Annotated in this window: 17 protein-coding genes; 7 read left to right on the top strand and 10 right to left on the bottom strand. The window is 65.3% G+C overall.

The window, feature by feature from the left end; all coding sequences use genetic code 11:
- Positions 1-4: 4 nt before the first annotated feature.
- Genes AA0Z93_RS20160 through AA0Z93_RS20150 form a run of 3 tightly spaced genes read right to left on the bottom strand, consistent with a single transcriptional unit; the run spans position 5 to position 3,037 of the window.
- Entirely contained in the window at positions 5-1,312 is a 1,308-nt protein-coding gene (locus AA0Z93_RS20160) for an MFS transporter (protein ID WP_413047221.1), read from the bottom strand.
- 55 nt (positions 1,313-1,367) lie between these two features.
- Complete coding sequence (locus AA0Z93_RS20155) at positions 1,368-2,141, bottom strand: SDR family NAD(P)-dependent oxidoreductase (protein ID WP_413048393.1); 774 nt, start codon at positions 2,139-2,141, stop codon at positions 1,368-1,370.
- Positions 2,142-2,143: 2 nt separating this feature from the next.
- A complete protein-coding gene (locus AA0Z93_RS20150; protein ID WP_413047222.1) occupies positions 2,144-3,037 on the bottom strand; it encodes a sugar phosphate isomerase/epimerase family protein in 894 nt (297 codons plus the stop codon).
- Positions 3,038-3,152: 115 nt separating this feature from the next.
- On the opposite strand from AA0Z93_RS20150, the gene AA0Z93_RS20145 reads away from it, so the two are divergent.
- Positions 3,153-4,088 carry a LysR substrate-binding domain-containing protein gene (locus AA0Z93_RS20145; protein WP_413047223.1) on the top strand — a complete coding sequence of 312 codons (936 nt, stop codon included), beginning with the start codon at positions 3,153-3,155 and terminating at the stop codon, positions 4,086-4,088.
- A 211-nt stretch (positions 4,089-4,299) separates the two neighbouring features.
- Here the strand turns inward: AA0Z93_RS20145 and pncB are convergent, their stop codons facing one another.
- Both pncB and AA0Z93_RS20135 read right to left on the bottom strand, forming a co-directional pair.
- Entirely contained in the window at positions 4,300-5,511 is a 1,212-nt protein-coding gene (gene pncB / locus AA0Z93_RS20140; protein ID WP_413047224.1) for a nicotinate phosphoribosyltransferase, read from the bottom strand.
- The gene (locus tag AA0Z93_RS20135; protein WP_413047225.1) at positions 5,508-6,158 is read right to left on the bottom strand and encodes a nicotinamidase; all 651 of its coding nucleotides are present in this window, start codon (positions 6,156-6,158) and stop codon (positions 5,508-5,510) included. Before AA0Z93_RS20135 ends, pncB begins: the two co-directional genes overlap by 4 nt.
- A gap of 142 nt (positions 6,159-6,300) precedes the next feature.
- Here AA0Z93_RS20135 and AA0Z93_RS20130 point away from each other — a divergent pair, with 142 nt between their 5' ends.
- The 6 genes from AA0Z93_RS20130 (at position 6,301) to AA0Z93_RS20105 (ending at position 10,050) form a co-directional block, all read left to right on the top strand.
- Positions 6,301-7,011: an NUDIX hydrolase gene (locus AA0Z93_RS20130; protein ID WP_413047226.1), complete on the top strand. Its 711-nt coding sequence runs from the start codon at positions 6,301-6,303 to the stop codon at positions 7,009-7,011.
- 96 nt (positions 7,012-7,107) lie between these two features.
- Complete coding sequence (locus tag AA0Z93_RS20125; protein WP_413047227.1) at positions 7,108-7,509, top strand: hypothetical protein; 402 nt, start codon at positions 7,108-7,110, stop codon at positions 7,507-7,509.
- Positions 7,510-7,638: 129 nt separating this feature from the next.
- A complete protein-coding gene (locus AA0Z93_RS20120) occupies positions 7,639-7,860 on the top strand; it encodes an MbtH family protein (RefSeq protein WP_296268318.1) in 222 nt (73 codons plus the stop codon).
- A gap of 9 nt (positions 7,861-7,869) precedes the next feature.
- Complete coding sequence (locus tag AA0Z93_RS20115; RefSeq protein ID WP_413047228.1) at positions 7,870-8,589, top strand: thioesterase II family protein; 720 nt, start codon at positions 7,870-7,872, stop codon at positions 8,587-8,589.
- Positions 8,590-8,659: 70 nt separating this feature from the next.
- The gene (locus AA0Z93_RS20110) at positions 8,660-8,809 is read left to right on the top strand and encodes a hypothetical protein (RefSeq protein ID WP_413047229.1); all 150 of its coding nucleotides are present in this window, start codon (positions 8,660-8,662) and stop codon (positions 8,807-8,809) included.
- Positions 8,810-8,949: 140 nt separating this feature from the next.
- Positions 8,950-10,050, top strand: a complete 1,101-nt coding sequence (locus AA0Z93_RS20105; RefSeq protein ID WP_413047230.1) for a DUF1615 domain-containing protein — start codon at positions 8,950-8,952, stop codon at positions 10,048-10,050.
- Positions 10,051-10,159: 109 nt separating this feature from the next.
- Here the strand turns inward: AA0Z93_RS20105 and AA0Z93_RS20100 are convergent, their stop codons facing one another.
- The 5 genes from AA0Z93_RS20100 to lpxO all read right to left on the bottom strand — a co-directional run bounded on the left by AA0Z93_RS20100 (position 10,160) and on the right by lpxO (position 15,648).
- Positions 10,160-10,522: a hypothetical protein gene (locus tag AA0Z93_RS20100; protein ID WP_413047231.1), complete on the bottom strand. Its 363-nt coding sequence runs from the start codon at positions 10,520-10,522 to the stop codon at positions 10,160-10,162.
- Between the two features lie 104 nt (positions 10,523-10,626).
- Positions 10,627-11,952, bottom strand: a complete 1,326-nt coding sequence (locus tag AA0Z93_RS20095) for an MFS transporter (protein ID WP_413047232.1) — start codon at positions 11,950-11,952, stop codon at positions 10,627-10,629.
- A gap of 730 nt (positions 11,953-12,682) precedes the next feature.
- Positions 12,683-13,621 carry a hypothetical protein gene (locus AA0Z93_RS20090; RefSeq protein ID WP_413047233.1) on the bottom strand — a complete coding sequence of 313 codons (939 nt, stop codon included), beginning with the start codon at positions 13,619-13,621 and terminating at the stop codon, positions 12,683-12,685.
- Positions 13,622-14,099: 478 nt separating this feature from the next.
- Positions 14,100-14,666, bottom strand: coding sequence for an N-acetyltransferase family protein (locus AA0Z93_RS20085; RefSeq protein WP_413047234.1), 567 nt, complete (start codon positions 14,664-14,666; stop codon positions 14,100-14,102).
- A gap of 82 nt (positions 14,667-14,748) precedes the next feature.
- Complete coding sequence (gene lpxO, locus AA0Z93_RS20080) at positions 14,749-15,648, bottom strand: lipid A hydroxylase LpxO (RefSeq protein WP_413047235.1); 900 nt, start codon at positions 15,646-15,648, stop codon at positions 14,749-14,751.
- Between the last annotated feature and the right edge of the window lie 144 nt (positions 15,649-15,792).

Raw genomic sequence — 15,792 nt, 5'->3', positions numbered from 1 at the left:
CGTTTCAGCAAGCGCGATGAGCGTTGCCCAGCGCTGCAGCGCCATCCGCTTGCGCAGCCGGTCTGGCCACCATCGCCGCCATGGCAGCGACCAGCGCCAGGCCGCCGATGAAACAGGCGACCGGGAGCCAGTCGTGCGCGTCGCCCATCAGCGCATAGCAGAGGCTGGGCGAAAACCCCGCCACGATGAAGCTGAGCTGGGTGGCCAGCCCGACCCCGGTGTAGCGCACGCGAATGCTGAACATCTCGGCATAGAACGAAGGCCACAGCGCGTTGGGTGCGCTGTACAGGATGCCTTTGAGCAGTACCGTGCTCACGAAGATCAGCGCCAGGTTGCCTGTGGTGATCGACCACAGAAACACGAATACGCCCGCGCAACTGCCCAAGGCGCCCACCGTGAAGATACGTTTGCGCCCGATGCGGTCGGCCAACAGCCCGAACAGCGGTTGGCAGATCAGCGCCACCACCTGGCTGGCCGCGATCGCCGTCAGCATGGACGGGCGCTCGATGCCCTGGTTGTTGGTCGCCCAGGACAGGCCGAAGATCATCACCAGCGACGACACCGAGCAAATCAGCGCGCAGCAGAACACGGTGACGAAGCCGCGCCGCTCGTGGCGCAGCAGCTCGACCACGGGCGGGCGCTCGCTGACGGGTTCGCTGCGCGTGAACTCGGGGCTTTCCTCGACGCCACGGCGGATCATCCAGGTCACGACGACCATGACTGCGCTGATCAGGAAAGGAATGCGCCAGCCCCAGGCCAGCAGCTGTTCCTGGCTGAGCATCGACAGCGGAATGAACACCGAGGTCGCCAGGATCGAGCCCATGGACGCGCCGTTGATCAACCAGCTGGTGTAGAACGCCTTGTGCTTGCTGGGGGCGTGTTCCATGGTCAGCAGGCTGGCGCCGACTTGTTCGCCACCGGCCGAGAACCCTTGCAGCAGGCGGCACAGCACCAGCAGTGCGGGCGCCCAGGGGCCGATGCTCGCATAGGTGGGCAGCAGGCCGATGCTGAAGGTCGCGATACCCATCAGCAGCAAGGTCATCATCAGGACCTGCTTGCGCCCCAGCCGGTCGCCCAGGTGGCCGCACACCAGCGCGCCGATGGGGCGGGCGATGTAGCCTACGCCGAAGGTCGCCAGGGCTGCGAGGGTACCGGCCATGGGGTCGGTCGAGGGGAAGAACAGCGTGCTGAACACCAACGCTGCGGCAGAACCGTAGATGAAGAAGTCGTAGTATTCGACGACGCTGCCCAGAAAGCTGCCGAAGGCTGCTCTGCGGGCCATGCGCCGGTCGTGGCGGTCCTGGGAATGCATGGGTACACCTTTTTTTGTAGTTGTGATGTGCGCGCTAGCGTGTTGCTGGTCGTGCTCAGCGTTTGCCGAAGGGCGCCAGTTGGCTGCCACCGCAGACGTGGATGACCTCGGCGGTGATGAAGGCCGCGTCCCTGGAGGCCAGGAACGAGGTGGTGCCGGCGACGTCTTCGGCTGTGGTCAGGCGTTGCAGGGGCGTGTCGCGGATCGAGCCTTGGGCGATGCGCTCGAAGCTCTCGGCATCGCGCCCGTCCAGGGTGAACGCCGAGGGCAGCAGGCCGGGGGCGATGGCGTTCACGGTGACGTTATGCTCGGCCAGCTCCCGCGCCATCGAGCGCGTCAGGCCCACCAGCCCTGCCTTGCAGGCGACGTAGGCCGGAGGGCCGCCGGCCACCCAGCAGCGCGATACGATGTTGATCACCCGGCCGCTGGCCTGGCGTTGCCAGTAGGGCGCGACCTGTTGGCAGAGCAGGGCGGGCCCGCGCAGGTTGACCGCCATCATGTGGTCCCACTGGGCCGGGTCGAAGTCGTACAGCGAGCCGCGGTGGTTGACCGCAGCGTTGTTGACGACCACGTCGATGCGCCCGAACGACTGGCCTACTTGCTGCACCACCAAGTGGATCGAGGCGGCATCGCCCAGGTCGGCCCGGAGGGCGATCGCGCGTTGGCCCGGTGCCTTGGGCAACCGCTCGACCAAGGCCTGCGCAGCGCCCAGGTCGATGTCCAGGGCAGCGAGGTGCAGTCCATCCTCCAGCAGGCGTGCGCAGATGGCGCGGCCCAACTCGCCGGCTGCGCCGGTCACCAGTGCGACGCGGCGGGTTTCACTGGTCATATTCACAGGCAGGCCACCTTTTCGGTGAGAGGGGTTTCCCATACGTCGGGTTCCAGGTAGCGGCGAACCAGACCCAGGTTGCGTCGCAGCTTGACGTCGTCCGGGTACTGGGTGTCGAAGTCTTCGACCGAGATCCAGTCGCTGAAACCGTTTTGCCGCAGCGTCCTGAGCATCGTCGGCAATGGCAGTACGCCTGCGTCCGGCGCGCACCAGCGCCACTGCCAACCTTGGCCGGGGCCTTGTGCCGAATAGGCGACGTTCTTGACCTGCACGTGCGCCAGGTGCGTGCCCATCAGGTCGAGCGACAACTGCACGTCTTCCCGGCCTTCGATGGCCAGATTGCCCATGTCGTAGATGATCCCCAGGTCCGGGGCCGGGTAGTGTTCGGCCACACGCATGGCCAGCGATGGGCTGGAGCAGATGGTGCGCTGATGCACTTCGAGGCACAGCCTGACACCGGCACTTTGGCCCAGCGGGACGATCTGGTCGAGGAAACGGCGCATGCGGGCGTAGGCGGCCGGGTAGCGTTCATCGGCGTAGCCGGGCGCCCACAGGCGCAGCCGAGCGCCGCCCGCACGGGCGGCCAAGGCGATGAGGTGGCGTGCCTGCTCCACGTCGCCCACGTCGAGGTACGGACTCAGACCGAAGATCTGCAAACCCAATGCCTGACAGCGGCGGGCGATGTCGGCCACCGCCCGCTCGGTCGGCGCCACCGTGCAGCGATTGTTGTCGAGGGCGTTCCAGGGGCGCGACAGGTCGAGCTGCTGGGTGTCGGCCACACGCCATTCGACGCCGGTGTAGCCCAGTGCCGCCAGGTGCTCGGCGAGCGCCTCAGGGGCAAGACTGGGCAGCGAGGCGCTGGAGGCGCCGAGCCGTATTTCACTGTGCTGGGTCATGGGCGAACCTTGTATCGCTGTCTGGGGATGCAAGCAATGCTAGGTCAAATGGCGGGTTGATTAAATTGATATAAAATCCGCGCTTGGTTAACTTGCAGGTCAACCAGGAGAGATCATGACTTCAGCGAACATCAGCCTCAGGCATTTCCGCGTCTTCCTCGCTGTGGTGGACGCCGGCAGCCTGGCGACAGCTTCAAAACTGCTGCATATCACGCTGTCGGCGGTTTCGAAGAGCCTGAAAGAGCTCGAACAAGCGCTGGGGTCGCCGCTGTTGGTACGGGGCAGAAAAGGCATTCAACTCACCCGCGCGGGTGAAGCGTTCAACAAGCACGCGCAGCAGACGCTGACCAGCTTTCGCTTCGCGCTCGAGGAAGTGCAGACCGCGCCACAGGCGCCCGAACTGCTGAAGGTCGGCGCGCTGCCCACCGCCGCGGGCTTCATGCTCGCCCCCGTGGTGGCACAGATGCGCGAGCGCTTTCCCCATGTGCAGATTCAGGTCGCCTCGGGAGTGTACGACTACTTGGTGGGCAAACTGCGCACCCGTGAACTGGATCTGATCGTGGGCCGCCTGATCGGCCGCGACATGCTCGGCGTACAGTTCGAGGCCTTGTACGAGGAAGACCTGTTGTTGGTGGTGCGCAGCGGGCACCCGCTGACGCGGCTCAAGCGCATTCAGCTGAGCGACTTGGCGCCCTATACGCTGCTGGTGTCGCCGCAGGGCACGCTGGTGCGCATCAGCGTCGACAACTTTTTGATGACCCACGGCTACAGCGGGGACTTCACGGTTCAGGAGTCGCTGAGCGAGACGTTTTCGCGCGTCTACGTGCACGATTACGACGGCGTCTGGTTCGTACAGCGCGGAGTGGTCGACCTCGACCTGCGTTTGGGGGTGGTCGAGCAATTGCCGTTCACCAGTGCGCTGCTCAGGGCGCCGATCGGTTTGACATCGCCCACCGACCGCCCCCTGTCGGAAGCGGCGCAGGCGTTCAAGGGGCTATTGCGGCAGTGGTGCGAACGTTTGGGGACAGACAAGCCTGCGCCGAGGATTTGACCCGATCTGAGTGTCACCGACATCCACGCGGGCCGTCGGCAGGACCGGGAGGGGCACATTTCCAGCCCCACCGGTACGCCTCGCAGATCCTCTAGGGCACCAACGCCTGCCTGGCGATGGTGCTCCTGGCTTCGACTAGGCTGCGGGCGTCGGTGATGTATCCCTTCTGTTCGAGCGAAGCTGGGCCGCTTCGCGACCGCAGCGGCCTGCCTCACGCAGTGTGCTGATCGACCTCGAACACATGCTTGAGGTAGCTGACGAAGTTCTCGTCGCGGCACAGGGTCTTGCCCGGGCTGTCGGAGATCTTCGCCACCGGCGCGCCGTTGCAGGCAGTCATCTTGATCACCATGTTCATCGGTTGCACGCCTGGGATGTCGCAGGTCAGCTGGGTGCCGATGCCGAAACTCACGTTGATGCGCCCATGCAGGGCACGGTACAGCGCCAGCGACTTGGCGAAATCCAGGCCGTCGGAAAAGATCAGCGTCTTGCTGGCCGTGTCTATCCCCAGCCGCTGGTAGTGGGCGATGGCTTTTTCCGCCCAGGCCAATGGGTCGCCCGAGTCGTGGCGCAAACCGTCGAACAGTTTGGCGAAGTACAGGTCGAAGTCGCCCATGAAGGCGTCCATGGTGATGCAGTCGGTCAGGGCGATGCCCAGCAGGCCGCGGTACTCGCGCACCCAGCATTCCAGCGCGGCGACTTGGCTGTCGACCAACCGTGGGCCGAGCTGCTGGTGGGCCATGAACCACTCGTGGGCCATGGTGCCGATGGGCTTGAGCTCGTGCTCGCGGGCCAGGTGCACGTTGCTGGTGCCGACGAAACGGCCAGGGAAGTCGCGCTTGAGGATGTGCACCACCTCTTCCTGGACCGGGTAGGAGAAGCGCCGGCGGGTGCCGAAATCGGCCAGTTGCAGGCCGCCGAGTTCGGCGTCGCTGGCTTCCTGGCGCAGCCAGTCGAGCTTCTGGTACAGGCGTTCGCCCACCTGCTCCAGGCGCACGTCGCGGTAACGCTGGCGGTTGCGCACCTCGGAGACGATCGCCAGCAACGGAATCTCATAGAGGATCACGTGCAGCCAAGGCCCTCGCACGCGGATGGCCAACTGGCCGCTGTCGTCCAGGCCGATGTGCACGTAGCGCAGGTTGAAGCGGAACAGGCTGAGGAAACGGATGAAGTCCGGCTTGATGAAGGGGATCTTTTCCAGGTAGGCCAACTGGTCGAGGGTGACCGAAACCTCGGCCAGCTGCTCGACCTGATAGCGGATTTCGGCCAGGTAAGGGGAGAGGTCTTCGCCGTTGCGGCAGCGGAATTCCCACTCCACTTCGGTGTTGGGGTAGTTGTGCAGCACTGCCTGCATCATGGTGATCTTGTAGAAGTCGGTGTCCAGCAGGTTCTGCACGATACGGTCGCCGAAGATGTGTTCGCTCATTGCAAGGTCTCCCGCAGTTCGTCGAGGGTTTGGTCGAGGGCGCCTTCGTCGGCGCACAGGCGGATGCCGCGGGCCGCCATGGCCTCGCAGGCGCTGTCGCAGCCCGCCGCGCTCAGCCCGCGGCAGGCCGGCAGGTAAAGCAGCACCTGCAGGCCGGCGTCGCGCAACTGGCGGGCGGTGGTGGCGACGCAGTAGTCCAGGGCCAGGCCGCCGACGATCACCACGCTCACGCCCTGCGCCTTGAGGTATTCGATGGCGCCGGTGGAGCGGTGCTCGGCCAGGTCGTGGTAGCAAGCACCGTAGGGGTGCAGGTCGGGCTCCACGCCTTTCCAGACGAAGTAGTCGTAGTCGATGGGCGCCGGCAGGCCGGGCAGCAGTTCGAAGCCGGGCGTGCCCGGAACGCAGTGGCTGACCCAGGTCAGGTCGGCGTTGGGCAGGTCGAGCGGTTGCAGCATCTGCGCATGCTCGGCCACCACCCACACGGCATTGCGCGGGTGGGCGTCCTTGCTGCCCAGGCGCAGGTCGGCGCGCTGGGCCATGGCCTGCAAGGCCGGGACGATTTCGTGGCCGCCGGGGACGGGCAGTTCGTCCGGTGCGTTGCTCGTGAAGCCGTTCTGCGCGTCGACATCGAAACTGGCGATCTTCATCACATGACTCCTTGTGCGGGAATGGCTATATAGTTCACCTGGTGTAATAAGTATGTCAAGCTCTGTGTCGCTATCAGCAGAGGTCTTGCCTGTCATTGCATTTCTAGTGGAATATCTCGTCTTTTCGTTTTAGGAGCTTGCCATGAGCCGTGCCGAAGTTCTGGCCAGCGTCGACATCGTCGCGCTGCGCATGGCCCCAGACACCGCCACTCTGCAAGTGCTGCTGCACCGCAGGGAACGCGAGCCGCACCTGGGCGACTGGGCGCTGCCTGGCGTCATCGTCAACGGCCGCAGCCCTGACAACAGCCTGGCGACTGCCGCCGAGCGCGCCCTGCGGGAAAAAGCGCGGGTCGAGCCGCGTTACCTGGAGCAGGTCGGCACCGAGGGCAATGCCTTTCGCGATCCGCGCGGGTGGTCGCTAAGCACGTACTACATGGCGTTACTGGCGCCCGATACCGTGCTGTCGGGTGACGACCTCGGCTTCTTCGAACTAGACAGCGTGTTGCAGCGCAAGGTGCTGCTGCCCTTCGACCACAACCTGCTGGTGGGTCTCACGCGCGAGCGCCTGGCGACCAAGACGGTGTACAGCAGCTTGCCGCTGTACCTGGCGCCTGAGCGCTTCACCGTGCTCGACGCCTTGCACGCCACCCAGGCCTGCCTGGGTGCTGCGGTCAACAACACCTCGCTGCGCAAGCGTCTGGAGCGCATGAAGGAGCTGGGATGGGTGAGCGATACCGGAGAGCGCAACCAACCGCGGCTCGGGCGGCCGCAACAGTTGTACCGACACACGCCTCGGACCGATCGGCTGTTCACCTTCGAGCGCAGTTTGCTGCCCGAGGGCATGGGCAGTTGAGCTGCGGCTGCGACCCGGCGTCGGGGCAGGGCATGGGCACCGAGGGCCTCGCACGCTCTGGCCTGCAACCCGCTACACACAGGCTATGCTGAGGCCATGACCCAACCCACGCCCTTGCGCCAACCCTGCCCACCCGGTGCCTGCGACTGCGGTCGCGAACGGTTGGCCGAAAACCCATCACCGGCTCAGCGCATCCTGCTGCTGACCCGCCAGGAAGAGCGGCGCCTGCTCGAGCGCCTGGAAAACCTGCAAGACCTCGCCGACCTGTATCGCCTGCAACAGCGCCTGCAGGACAACCTCGGCATCCGCTTGCACATCGGCCCTGGCGACCATGAGGTGCGCAGCGGGCGCGGCGTACAGATCGACATCGACGCGCAACCCGGTCTGTGCCGCAAGACCCGTCGGGAAATTCCCGCCGCCATCCGTCGTGGGCTGGAGCGCAATCCCGAAGTGCTGTACCGCCTGCTCGACGCCCACGATTTGCTGGGCGGTGCGTGAGGCGCCTGGCGCACCGTGCGGTGGGCTGAATTTGCGGTTTCGTCTGACTAATTTCTCAGAACGCTCCTACGTCTTTTGAAGACCTGCCCTGCGTTCAACGCAGTGGCCCCACCTTCAAGGAGACAGGCAATGACTTCCGTATTCGACCGCGACGACATCGTGTTCCAAGTAGTGGTCAACCACGAAGAGCAATATTCCATCTGGCCCGACTACAAGGCCATTCCCAATGGCTGGCGCACCGTGGGCAAGAGCGGCTTCAAACCGGAGTGCCTGGCTTACATCGATGAGGTGTGGACCGACATGCGGCCCTTAAGCCTGCGCCAGAAGATGGCCGAAAGCGCAGCGTCCTGAGGCTCTGCGGTGACCGCACTGAACCTGTTGTGCCTGCCGTATTCGGGGGCCAGCGCCATGGTCTACGCGCGCTGGCGGCGCAAGCTGCCCGCCTGGCTCAACGTACGCCCGGTGGAGCTGCCTGGGCGTGGCGCGCGCTTCGGCGAACCGTTGCAGACCGACATGCAGACGTTGGCCCGGCAGCTGGCCACCGAGCAGCGGCTGGCCGCCAGCCAGCCGTATGCGCTGTTGGGGCACAGCCTGGGAGCGCTGCTGGCGTTCGAGCTGGCCCACGAACTGCAAGCCCTGGGCTGTCCGGCGCCGTTGGCCTTGTTCGCCTGCGGTACGGCGGCGCCGACGCGCCGCGAGGAATATGACGGCAAGGACTGGCGCGAGCCCAAGAGCGACCCTCAGTTGATCGATGAGCTGCGCGAATTGCAGGGCACCCCTGAAGACGTGCTGGCCAACGAAGAACTGATGAGCCTGACCCTGCCGATCCTGCGAGCCGATTTCCTGTTGTGCGGCCGCTATGCCTATCGCCAACGGCCGCCGTTGCGCTGCCCGTTGCATGTATTGGCCGCAGATGCCGACCGTGCCAGTGAGGAGCAGCTGCTGGCCTGGGGGCAGGAGACCCTGGGGCCCTTCGACCTGCAGATGTTCGCGGGCGGGCATTTCTTCATCCATACCGAGGAAGATCAGGTCCTGGCCGCGCTGACCAACCGGTTGCAGCCGCATCGTCTGCGTGCTTGACCGAGGCTCGATTGACGTAGCTCCCTGCCTGAGGGAGGCTAACCCGCTACTACAGGCACGGGATGTCCGCATGTTGATCGATCCGCTTCAAGCCATGCCGCTGGTGGCCGACCCCCAGGAAAAACCCGTCGACACCTTGCGCGACCCGGTCAGCCCGCGTGTCGAAGGCCGCTGGCTACTCGCTATGAACCAGATGTGTACAGCTGGAGGTCAGCCCTGAACGGGGCAGGGCGCGCAGACGCCTGCTCCAGATCTGGTGGTGACGCTTGCAGCCCTCTCATGGCGTGCGTAGCGGTTGGAACGTCGCCCCACCTCAGGTCGGCCCCTGGCATCGCAGTGCACACATCGACCGATCCGACGATGCCCGCCCGCACTTGGCGCCTACGCGCTGGCACCGGGCTGATGGTGCTGGCGTTGTTGCAGGGTTGCACCGGTCAGCGCGCAGCCGCCCCCGAGCCGCGGGACGATCCTGCCACGGTACGCGCGCAGTTGCTGCGTCTGCTACCTGCGCACCTGAACGACCGTAAAGGCTGGGCCGAAGACATCCAGGTCGCCTTGGCCGCACAGCGCCTGCCCGCCGACCGCAGCAACCTGTGCGCGGTACTGGCGGTGGCCGAGCAGGAGTCGACCTTCAGCGCCGATCCGCAGGTGCCGGGCCTGGGCCGCATCGCCCGGGCGGAGATCGATCGGCGGGCAGGGCGTTTGCACATACCCAGACTGCTGGTCGACGCCGCGCTCGACAGCACCTCGGCCAATGGCAAGACCTACCAGCAGCGGCTGTTGGCGGTGCGCAGCGAAGGTGAGCTGAGCGCGCTGTACGACGACGTCATCGCCAGTCTGCCGCTGGGCCGCACGTTGTTCGCCGGTCTCAATCCGGTGCGTACGGGCGGGCCGATGCAGGTCAGCGTCGATTTCGCCCAGAAACATGCCCAGGATTATCCCTATACCTACAGCGCAACCTTGCGTCAGGAGGTGTTCACCCGCCGCGGTGGGCTGTATTTCGGCATCGCCCACCTGTTGGGCTACCCCACCCACTACAGCCAGCCGCTGTACCGCTTCGCGGACTTCAACGCCGGTTGGTATTCGAGCCGCGACGCCGCGTTCCAGGCGGCCTTGAGCCGCGTGACAGGCGCTCCGTTGGCGCTTGACGGCGACCTGATCGATCCCGGTGCGCTGATGCCCGGCAAGACCGAGCAGGCGGCGCGAACCCTGGGCGGCAAGCTCGGCTTGCGCAACCCGCAGATCCGTCGGCAGTTGGAGCAGGAAGACGGCTTGGCGTTCGAAGAGACCGCGCTCTACACCGGTGTCTTCGCCCTGGCCGATGCCAAGGCTGGCAAACCGGTGCCGCGCGCGGTGCTGCCCGGTATCGTGCTGGAAAGCCCGAAGATCACGCGCAAGCTGACCACGGCCTGGTTCGCGCAGCGTGTGGACGCACGTTACCAGCGCTGCATGCAGCGTTGAGAAGGGAGGAGTGGGGGCAGGCGGGACAGCCACCGAGTGACGGTCGGCTCACAGCCGAAGGCGAAGACAACGGCGTGACCCGCAAGCACGGGTCAACGCCGATGGCGCCTCACTGCTTGGGCGCGGTGTTGCCGGTGCCTGGCAGTGAATTGGTGCTGCCGTCGTTGTTCTTGGGCTTCGGCATGCCAGCGGCCGAATCGGCATTGGTACCCGTGCCGGTGCCGGTGCCCGAATGGTTTTTCATGCCGCTGGCGTTGGAGTTGACGCTGCTGCCATCACCTGCGGTGGTGCCAGGGGTGCTGCTGCCTGGAGTGCCCATGCCGGTGCTGGTGTCAGCGCCGGTACCGTGGGTGGTGGAATGGCCAGCGCCCGAGGTGCCGGTGGGAGTACCAGTGGTAGCTGCGAAGCTACCGGCGGAGGCCAGACCGAGGCTCAGGGCGAGTGCGATGGAAAGCGGGCGAATGCTGATCATGTGAATCTCCTGATTGAAGGGACCTTACATTCGCTTCGGCTGCGCCCATCGGGCAGCAGTGCCCGGTGGACGACAGACGGTCATGCGCTTGAGGTTACCGAATGTTACTCCCCGTCCGCTTTCTTCAGCGGCTCACCGTCTCCAGCCGGTTCCACGTCAGCATACGAATGGGTATCGGCCATCGTGGGGTGCTCATGCGCCGCATGGATCAGCTCCTCGGTCACGCGCAGTTCGGCACCGGTCGGCGAGAAGGTCGCCGACGGCGCGAAGGGTGCCGGATGCTCGGGTGCCGGGCGCTTGCCGCGGCGCCACAGGAAGAATCCGACCATGCACAGGTTGACCACCGCGAAGGCCCAGAACAGGCCCGCCTCGCCGTAGGCGGTCATGGCGGGCGAAATCATCAGCGGCGCCATCGCCGACCCCAGCGAGTTGATCAGCAGCATGCCTTGGATCATCGGCACGATGGCGTCGGCCGGCGCCCGGTCGGCCGCATGGCTGACCGCGACCGGATACACCGCGAACACTCCGCCGCCGAGCAGGAACAGCAGCGCAGGCAGCAGCGCAGAACCCGACGGCAACAGCAGAATGCCCAGCGACAGCGCCACACACACCGCCCCCAGCACGATCAGCACGTCCTGCCGGTCGGTACGGTCGGACCAGCGCCCCACCGGGTATTGCAGCAGCATCGCGCCGAGGATCACCCAGGCCATCATGCGGCCCACTTCGCCGGTGTCCAGGCCGATGCGTTGCAGGTACAGCGGCAGCAGCGAGTACACCGCAGCGATGGCCACACCGGAGCCGAAGCAGCCCACCAGGCCGCTGGGTGTCACGCTGAGCAACTGGCGCGGCTTGAGCGGTTCCACTTGGTCGAGCAACGGCGAGACCCGCGGCAGCACACCGATGGGCAGGATCGACAGCGAGGCCAGCATGCCGGCGACCATGAACGGTGCGGTGGTGCCCCAACCAGCCAGCTCGCCCAGAAACGCCTGGCCCAGCACACCGGCGCCGTACAGCGCGATCATGTACAGCGCCAGGAGGCGCCCACGGATCTTCGCGTCGCCGGCCAGCAGCATCCAGCTTTCGATCACCAGGAACACCCCGACGGTGGCCCAGCCGTTGATCAGGCGCAGCACCATCCAGCCCCAGGTGTCGACGAACAGCCCTTGCAGCAGGATGGTCGCGGCGATCAGCGAGGCGAAACAGGTATAGGCGCGAATGTGGCCGATGCGCAGGATCAGCCGGTCGTTGAACAGCGCACCCAGGGTCAGGCCGAGGAAGTAGGCGGACGCCACCACACCGATCATGGTGGCCGACTCACCGGCCTCGCCCAGACGCAGGGTGGTCAGCGACGACAGAAAACCGTTGCCCAACGCAACGATGAACAACCCGAGCAATGGCGCCAGCGCCATGCCCAGCAAACGCACGGACATACGTACCTCTAATCAGTAGGAAAACGACGGACGCCCTTTCAGGCATGCAGGGTCGAGCAGGCCTTGGAGGCCGGCGCTGCAGCAAAGTGCCAGGGAATGTCTGCGACCAGGGCATGACGCGACCGCAGGCCGCGTTGGAGCGGGCGGGCGGAAGATTCCTGGTCGATCAGGGCGGCGCAGGAGCGTAGAGGGTCATGGCGACGGGTTGCCAGCGTTCGTGGCGACTGGACGAAAAGGCCGGGCGGATTCTACGGCCCGGCGAGTCGCCAAGCTGAGGAATTTGCTGCGACAGGATGACGCAGCGTCGATGGCCGGAAAGCGATAGGCGCACCTTCATGCAGGGCAGTCGAACCTCCAGAGCCGCCTAGCGGCTCCCCGCAGTCAAGCGCAGCGCCTTACCGAACGCACCTGGCTCAGTGGAGGAGTGGCCGGTTCGGCGTTCCGATCAGCCGCGATGGCCGGCAATGCCGGCCCAATGGCTGCGATGCCTTGCTACAGAGCGTAAGCGGCGCTTGACCCAGGGCGGCGTTGCCGCCCATCGCGGCTAAAGCCGCTCCCACAGGCCGCTTCTTCAGGGTTCAGTGCACTGCAAAACTGTGCGTGGTCTTGTCGAATCGGCGGTTGCGGTGTTCCGATTGGCCGCGATGGGCTGTAAAGCAGCCCCACATCAGCCTGGTTGGGCTTGACTGACTGCTACCGGGCTCCACTGTCCTTTCCAGGCTCGTTCCAGCTACCCGCAAGCCCAGTCCAACTGCATCGATGCCAGGTCCACCTGGCCCGTCCCGCAGCCGAAATTGAAGCCACCGAAATCTTCCTCGAATTCCAGAAAGCGTGGACCGAACTCGGGGTACCCCTGCACCGGCATCATCGTGCCGCCCAGATGGTTGCGTCCAAAGAAGCGTTCCAGGTCGAGCCCCTGTGCCGATTCACCGAAAGCGGGCACATAGCCGCTCTCGACGCACTCGTCGTCCCACTCCCGTGGCGGCTTGCCCACATTGGGGTCGCCCTCGCGGAGCTGCGCATGGATGGGCAGCGCCGTTTCCAGGCCTGCGCCGGGCAGCAGCGCCAACGGCGGCGCATCGGGTTCGCGGATGCGCAGGTCGTGGAAATAGACCGGGTAGGGCTGTGTGTACCAGGTCGGCTCAGGCCCGAGCAGCGCACTGGAGGGCAGGCGCGGCGCCGGGCAGAGCGGGCCGTCGAACTCGGCCTGGGTCAGCCACAGGCCGGCATATTGCGTGCCGAGGATGTCGCGCATGTCGAAACGTGCGGGATGGCGGTCTTTGGCGTGCCGCCAGAGCATGTGCAGGGCTGGGTCTTGCGGGGCGGCTTCAGGCAGCGCGGCGGCAAAGAAAGCTTCCACCGCTTCGTTGGCCGTCAGTTCCTCGAACTGATCGTCGACGAACAGGCTCAGGGCCACGCGTCGTTCGCCCTGGGTGCGGTACTGCGGCGGAATGTGCAGGGTGAAGGCGTGGCGCAGCGGGTGGCCGAAGGTTTCGCTGAGTGGCCACTGGCTGGAGCGGATACCGGGCGGAAGTCCCAAACACCAACCCCCGGCCCATTCGGCGCCACGCTGCGCGGCTGGCAACAGGCGTTGCGGATGGCGCAGCAGATCGTAGGCACAGGTCAGGGTGGGGTCGGCGGATGGCAAGGTGTCGGGTGAGGAAGGCATCGGGCGAAGTCCGGACAAGTGAGAACGTTGGCTAGGCTTTGTCTGAAACGTCTTGAGCGAAAGTTAGGCAAGGCCGATGGCGGCCCCGCGAAAACAGCCGAGGAACGGCCGGGGTCGCGTCCGACTGTACTGGCGTAAATGAGCATTCCGACGGGGCCGTCCCACCGGGCTGTTCTTAACGCAGCAAGACCTAGTCTCAAGGCTTTTCAGACAGAGCCTAGGATATCGCAGCGAACGGTTGGTGAGCCGCTTTGGCCGGTACAGCCTTCAAGAATGTGAGCGAGCGCAAAGACTGCGGAAAAAACCGTTGCAGTTCGGACCCTCGAACACTCCGGGCGTTGCGCCCACAGCAGCCTTCGACTCGTAAGGACGATGAGCCTGAGGCGCAAGCAGGCCGGAACGAGCAACGTGCGTGTCTCACCGAAGTGACGCAGGGCGCTGACGTTCGAGCCGACAAGGACGCCCGCCGCCTTCCAGGTCAACGTCCCCGGCGGCGCGACACCCGCGCTTCGATGTTCTTGCGGCCGATGAGCAGGGGCGGCGTCTCCGTCACCGGCTCGTCGGCCAGCCATTTGTACATCACCAGGCAGTCCACTAGGCCGAAACGGGCATGGCGATAGGCTTTGGGCAGGCGCCCGACGGTCTCGAAGCCCAAGGCCTGCCACAGCGCCACCGCCACTTCGTTGGTGGCCACCACCGAATTGAACTGCAACGCCAGCAGGCCAGCCTGGCGGGCGAGCTTCTGCGAGTGCTCGCACAGCGCCCGCGCCACGCCGCGGCCGCGCGCCGCTTCGCAGACCATGTAGCCGCAATTGCCTACGTGTGAGCCGGGGCCGGCGGCATTGGCTTTCAGGTAATAGGAACCCAGCAGTTGCCCCTCGTGCTCTGCCACCAGTGTGTGCAACGGCAGTTCCAACCAGAGCTGACGCGCCTGCTCGAAGTCGATGTCCGGGGCGTAGGCGTAAGTCTCGCGCGCCTGGGCCACGGCCTGGAAGGTGGGCCAGAAGCGCTTGAAATCGTCCGGGGTCATGGGGCGGATGTGCATGGGCAGGCTTTCCTGTGCGAACGGACCGCGCAGTGTGGGACGCCCGAGGCCACCCGGCAAGTGCCGGTGGCCCAACACAGGCTCAGATATAGATGAACACCAGGACCAACGCGGCCACCACGGCCCACTTTTCCAGGTAGTAGCGGGTGCGGTTGCGCTTCTTCAGCGCCTTGCCGCGCTCGCGGATGCGATAGATGCGGGTGAACAGGCGATTGATCGCACCGGTCTTGTCGTTGGCATCGTTGGGCGCGGCCGCTGCGGACATCACGTTACGGCTGAACCAGCGATTGAACGCAGTGGCCCAGCGGTACTTGAGCGGGCGCTCGATGTCGCAGAACAGGATGATGCGGTTGTGTTCGGTGGTATTGGCGGCGTAATGGATGTAGGTCTCGTCGAACACCACCGCCTCACCGTCGCGCCAGGCGTACTTTTCACCATCGACGTCGATGTAGCAGCCGTCGTCGTTGGGGGTGTCCAGGCCCAAGTGGTAGCGGTAGGAACCCGCATAGGGGTCGCGATGGCGCACCAGCTTGGCCCCTGGTGGCAGCGTGGCGAACATGGCCGCTTTGACCGTACCGATGCTTTGCAACAGTTCGGTGGTGCGCGGGCACAGCGTCAGGGCCGATGGGTGGCTCTCGCCGTACCATTTGAGATAGAAGCGTTTCCAGCCGGTCTTGAAGAACGAGTTGAAGCCCACGTCGTCGTAGTTTTCCGACTTCTTGATCTCGCCGCCGTGCAGCAACTGCACGGCCTCTTCACGAATCTCCTGCCAATGCGCCTGCAAGGGTGCGAGCTCCGGGAAGGCCTCGACCGGCAGATAGGGTTTGGCGGGGTGGCGTGAGAACAGATAGAGGAAGCTGTTGATCGGCGCGAGAAAGCTGGAGTGGTCGCCCAGTTGCCGAGTCAGTTTGTGGCGCACGCGACCGCGCAGGTGCACGTAACCGATGGACAGGACGAAGATCAGGACGAGGGCGATTTTCATGAACGGTACTTACTGATAGAGGCGGCCAGGGGTGTGGCCCAAGCGCGCCAGCATAGCAATTGGCCTTCTGCTTTGTACAATCCATTACATAGCTGCCGGAGTGTGTAGCAGCCCGCCGCAGGCCCTCTGGCGCCGCCGCCGGAG

It is taken from the genome of Pseudomonas phoenicis, assembly GCF_047302395.1.
GTDB lineage: Bacteria > Pseudomonadota > Gammaproteobacteria > Pseudomonadales > Pseudomonadaceae > Aquipseudomonas.
This window is presented reverse-complemented; position numbering and strand designations above follow the sequence as displayed.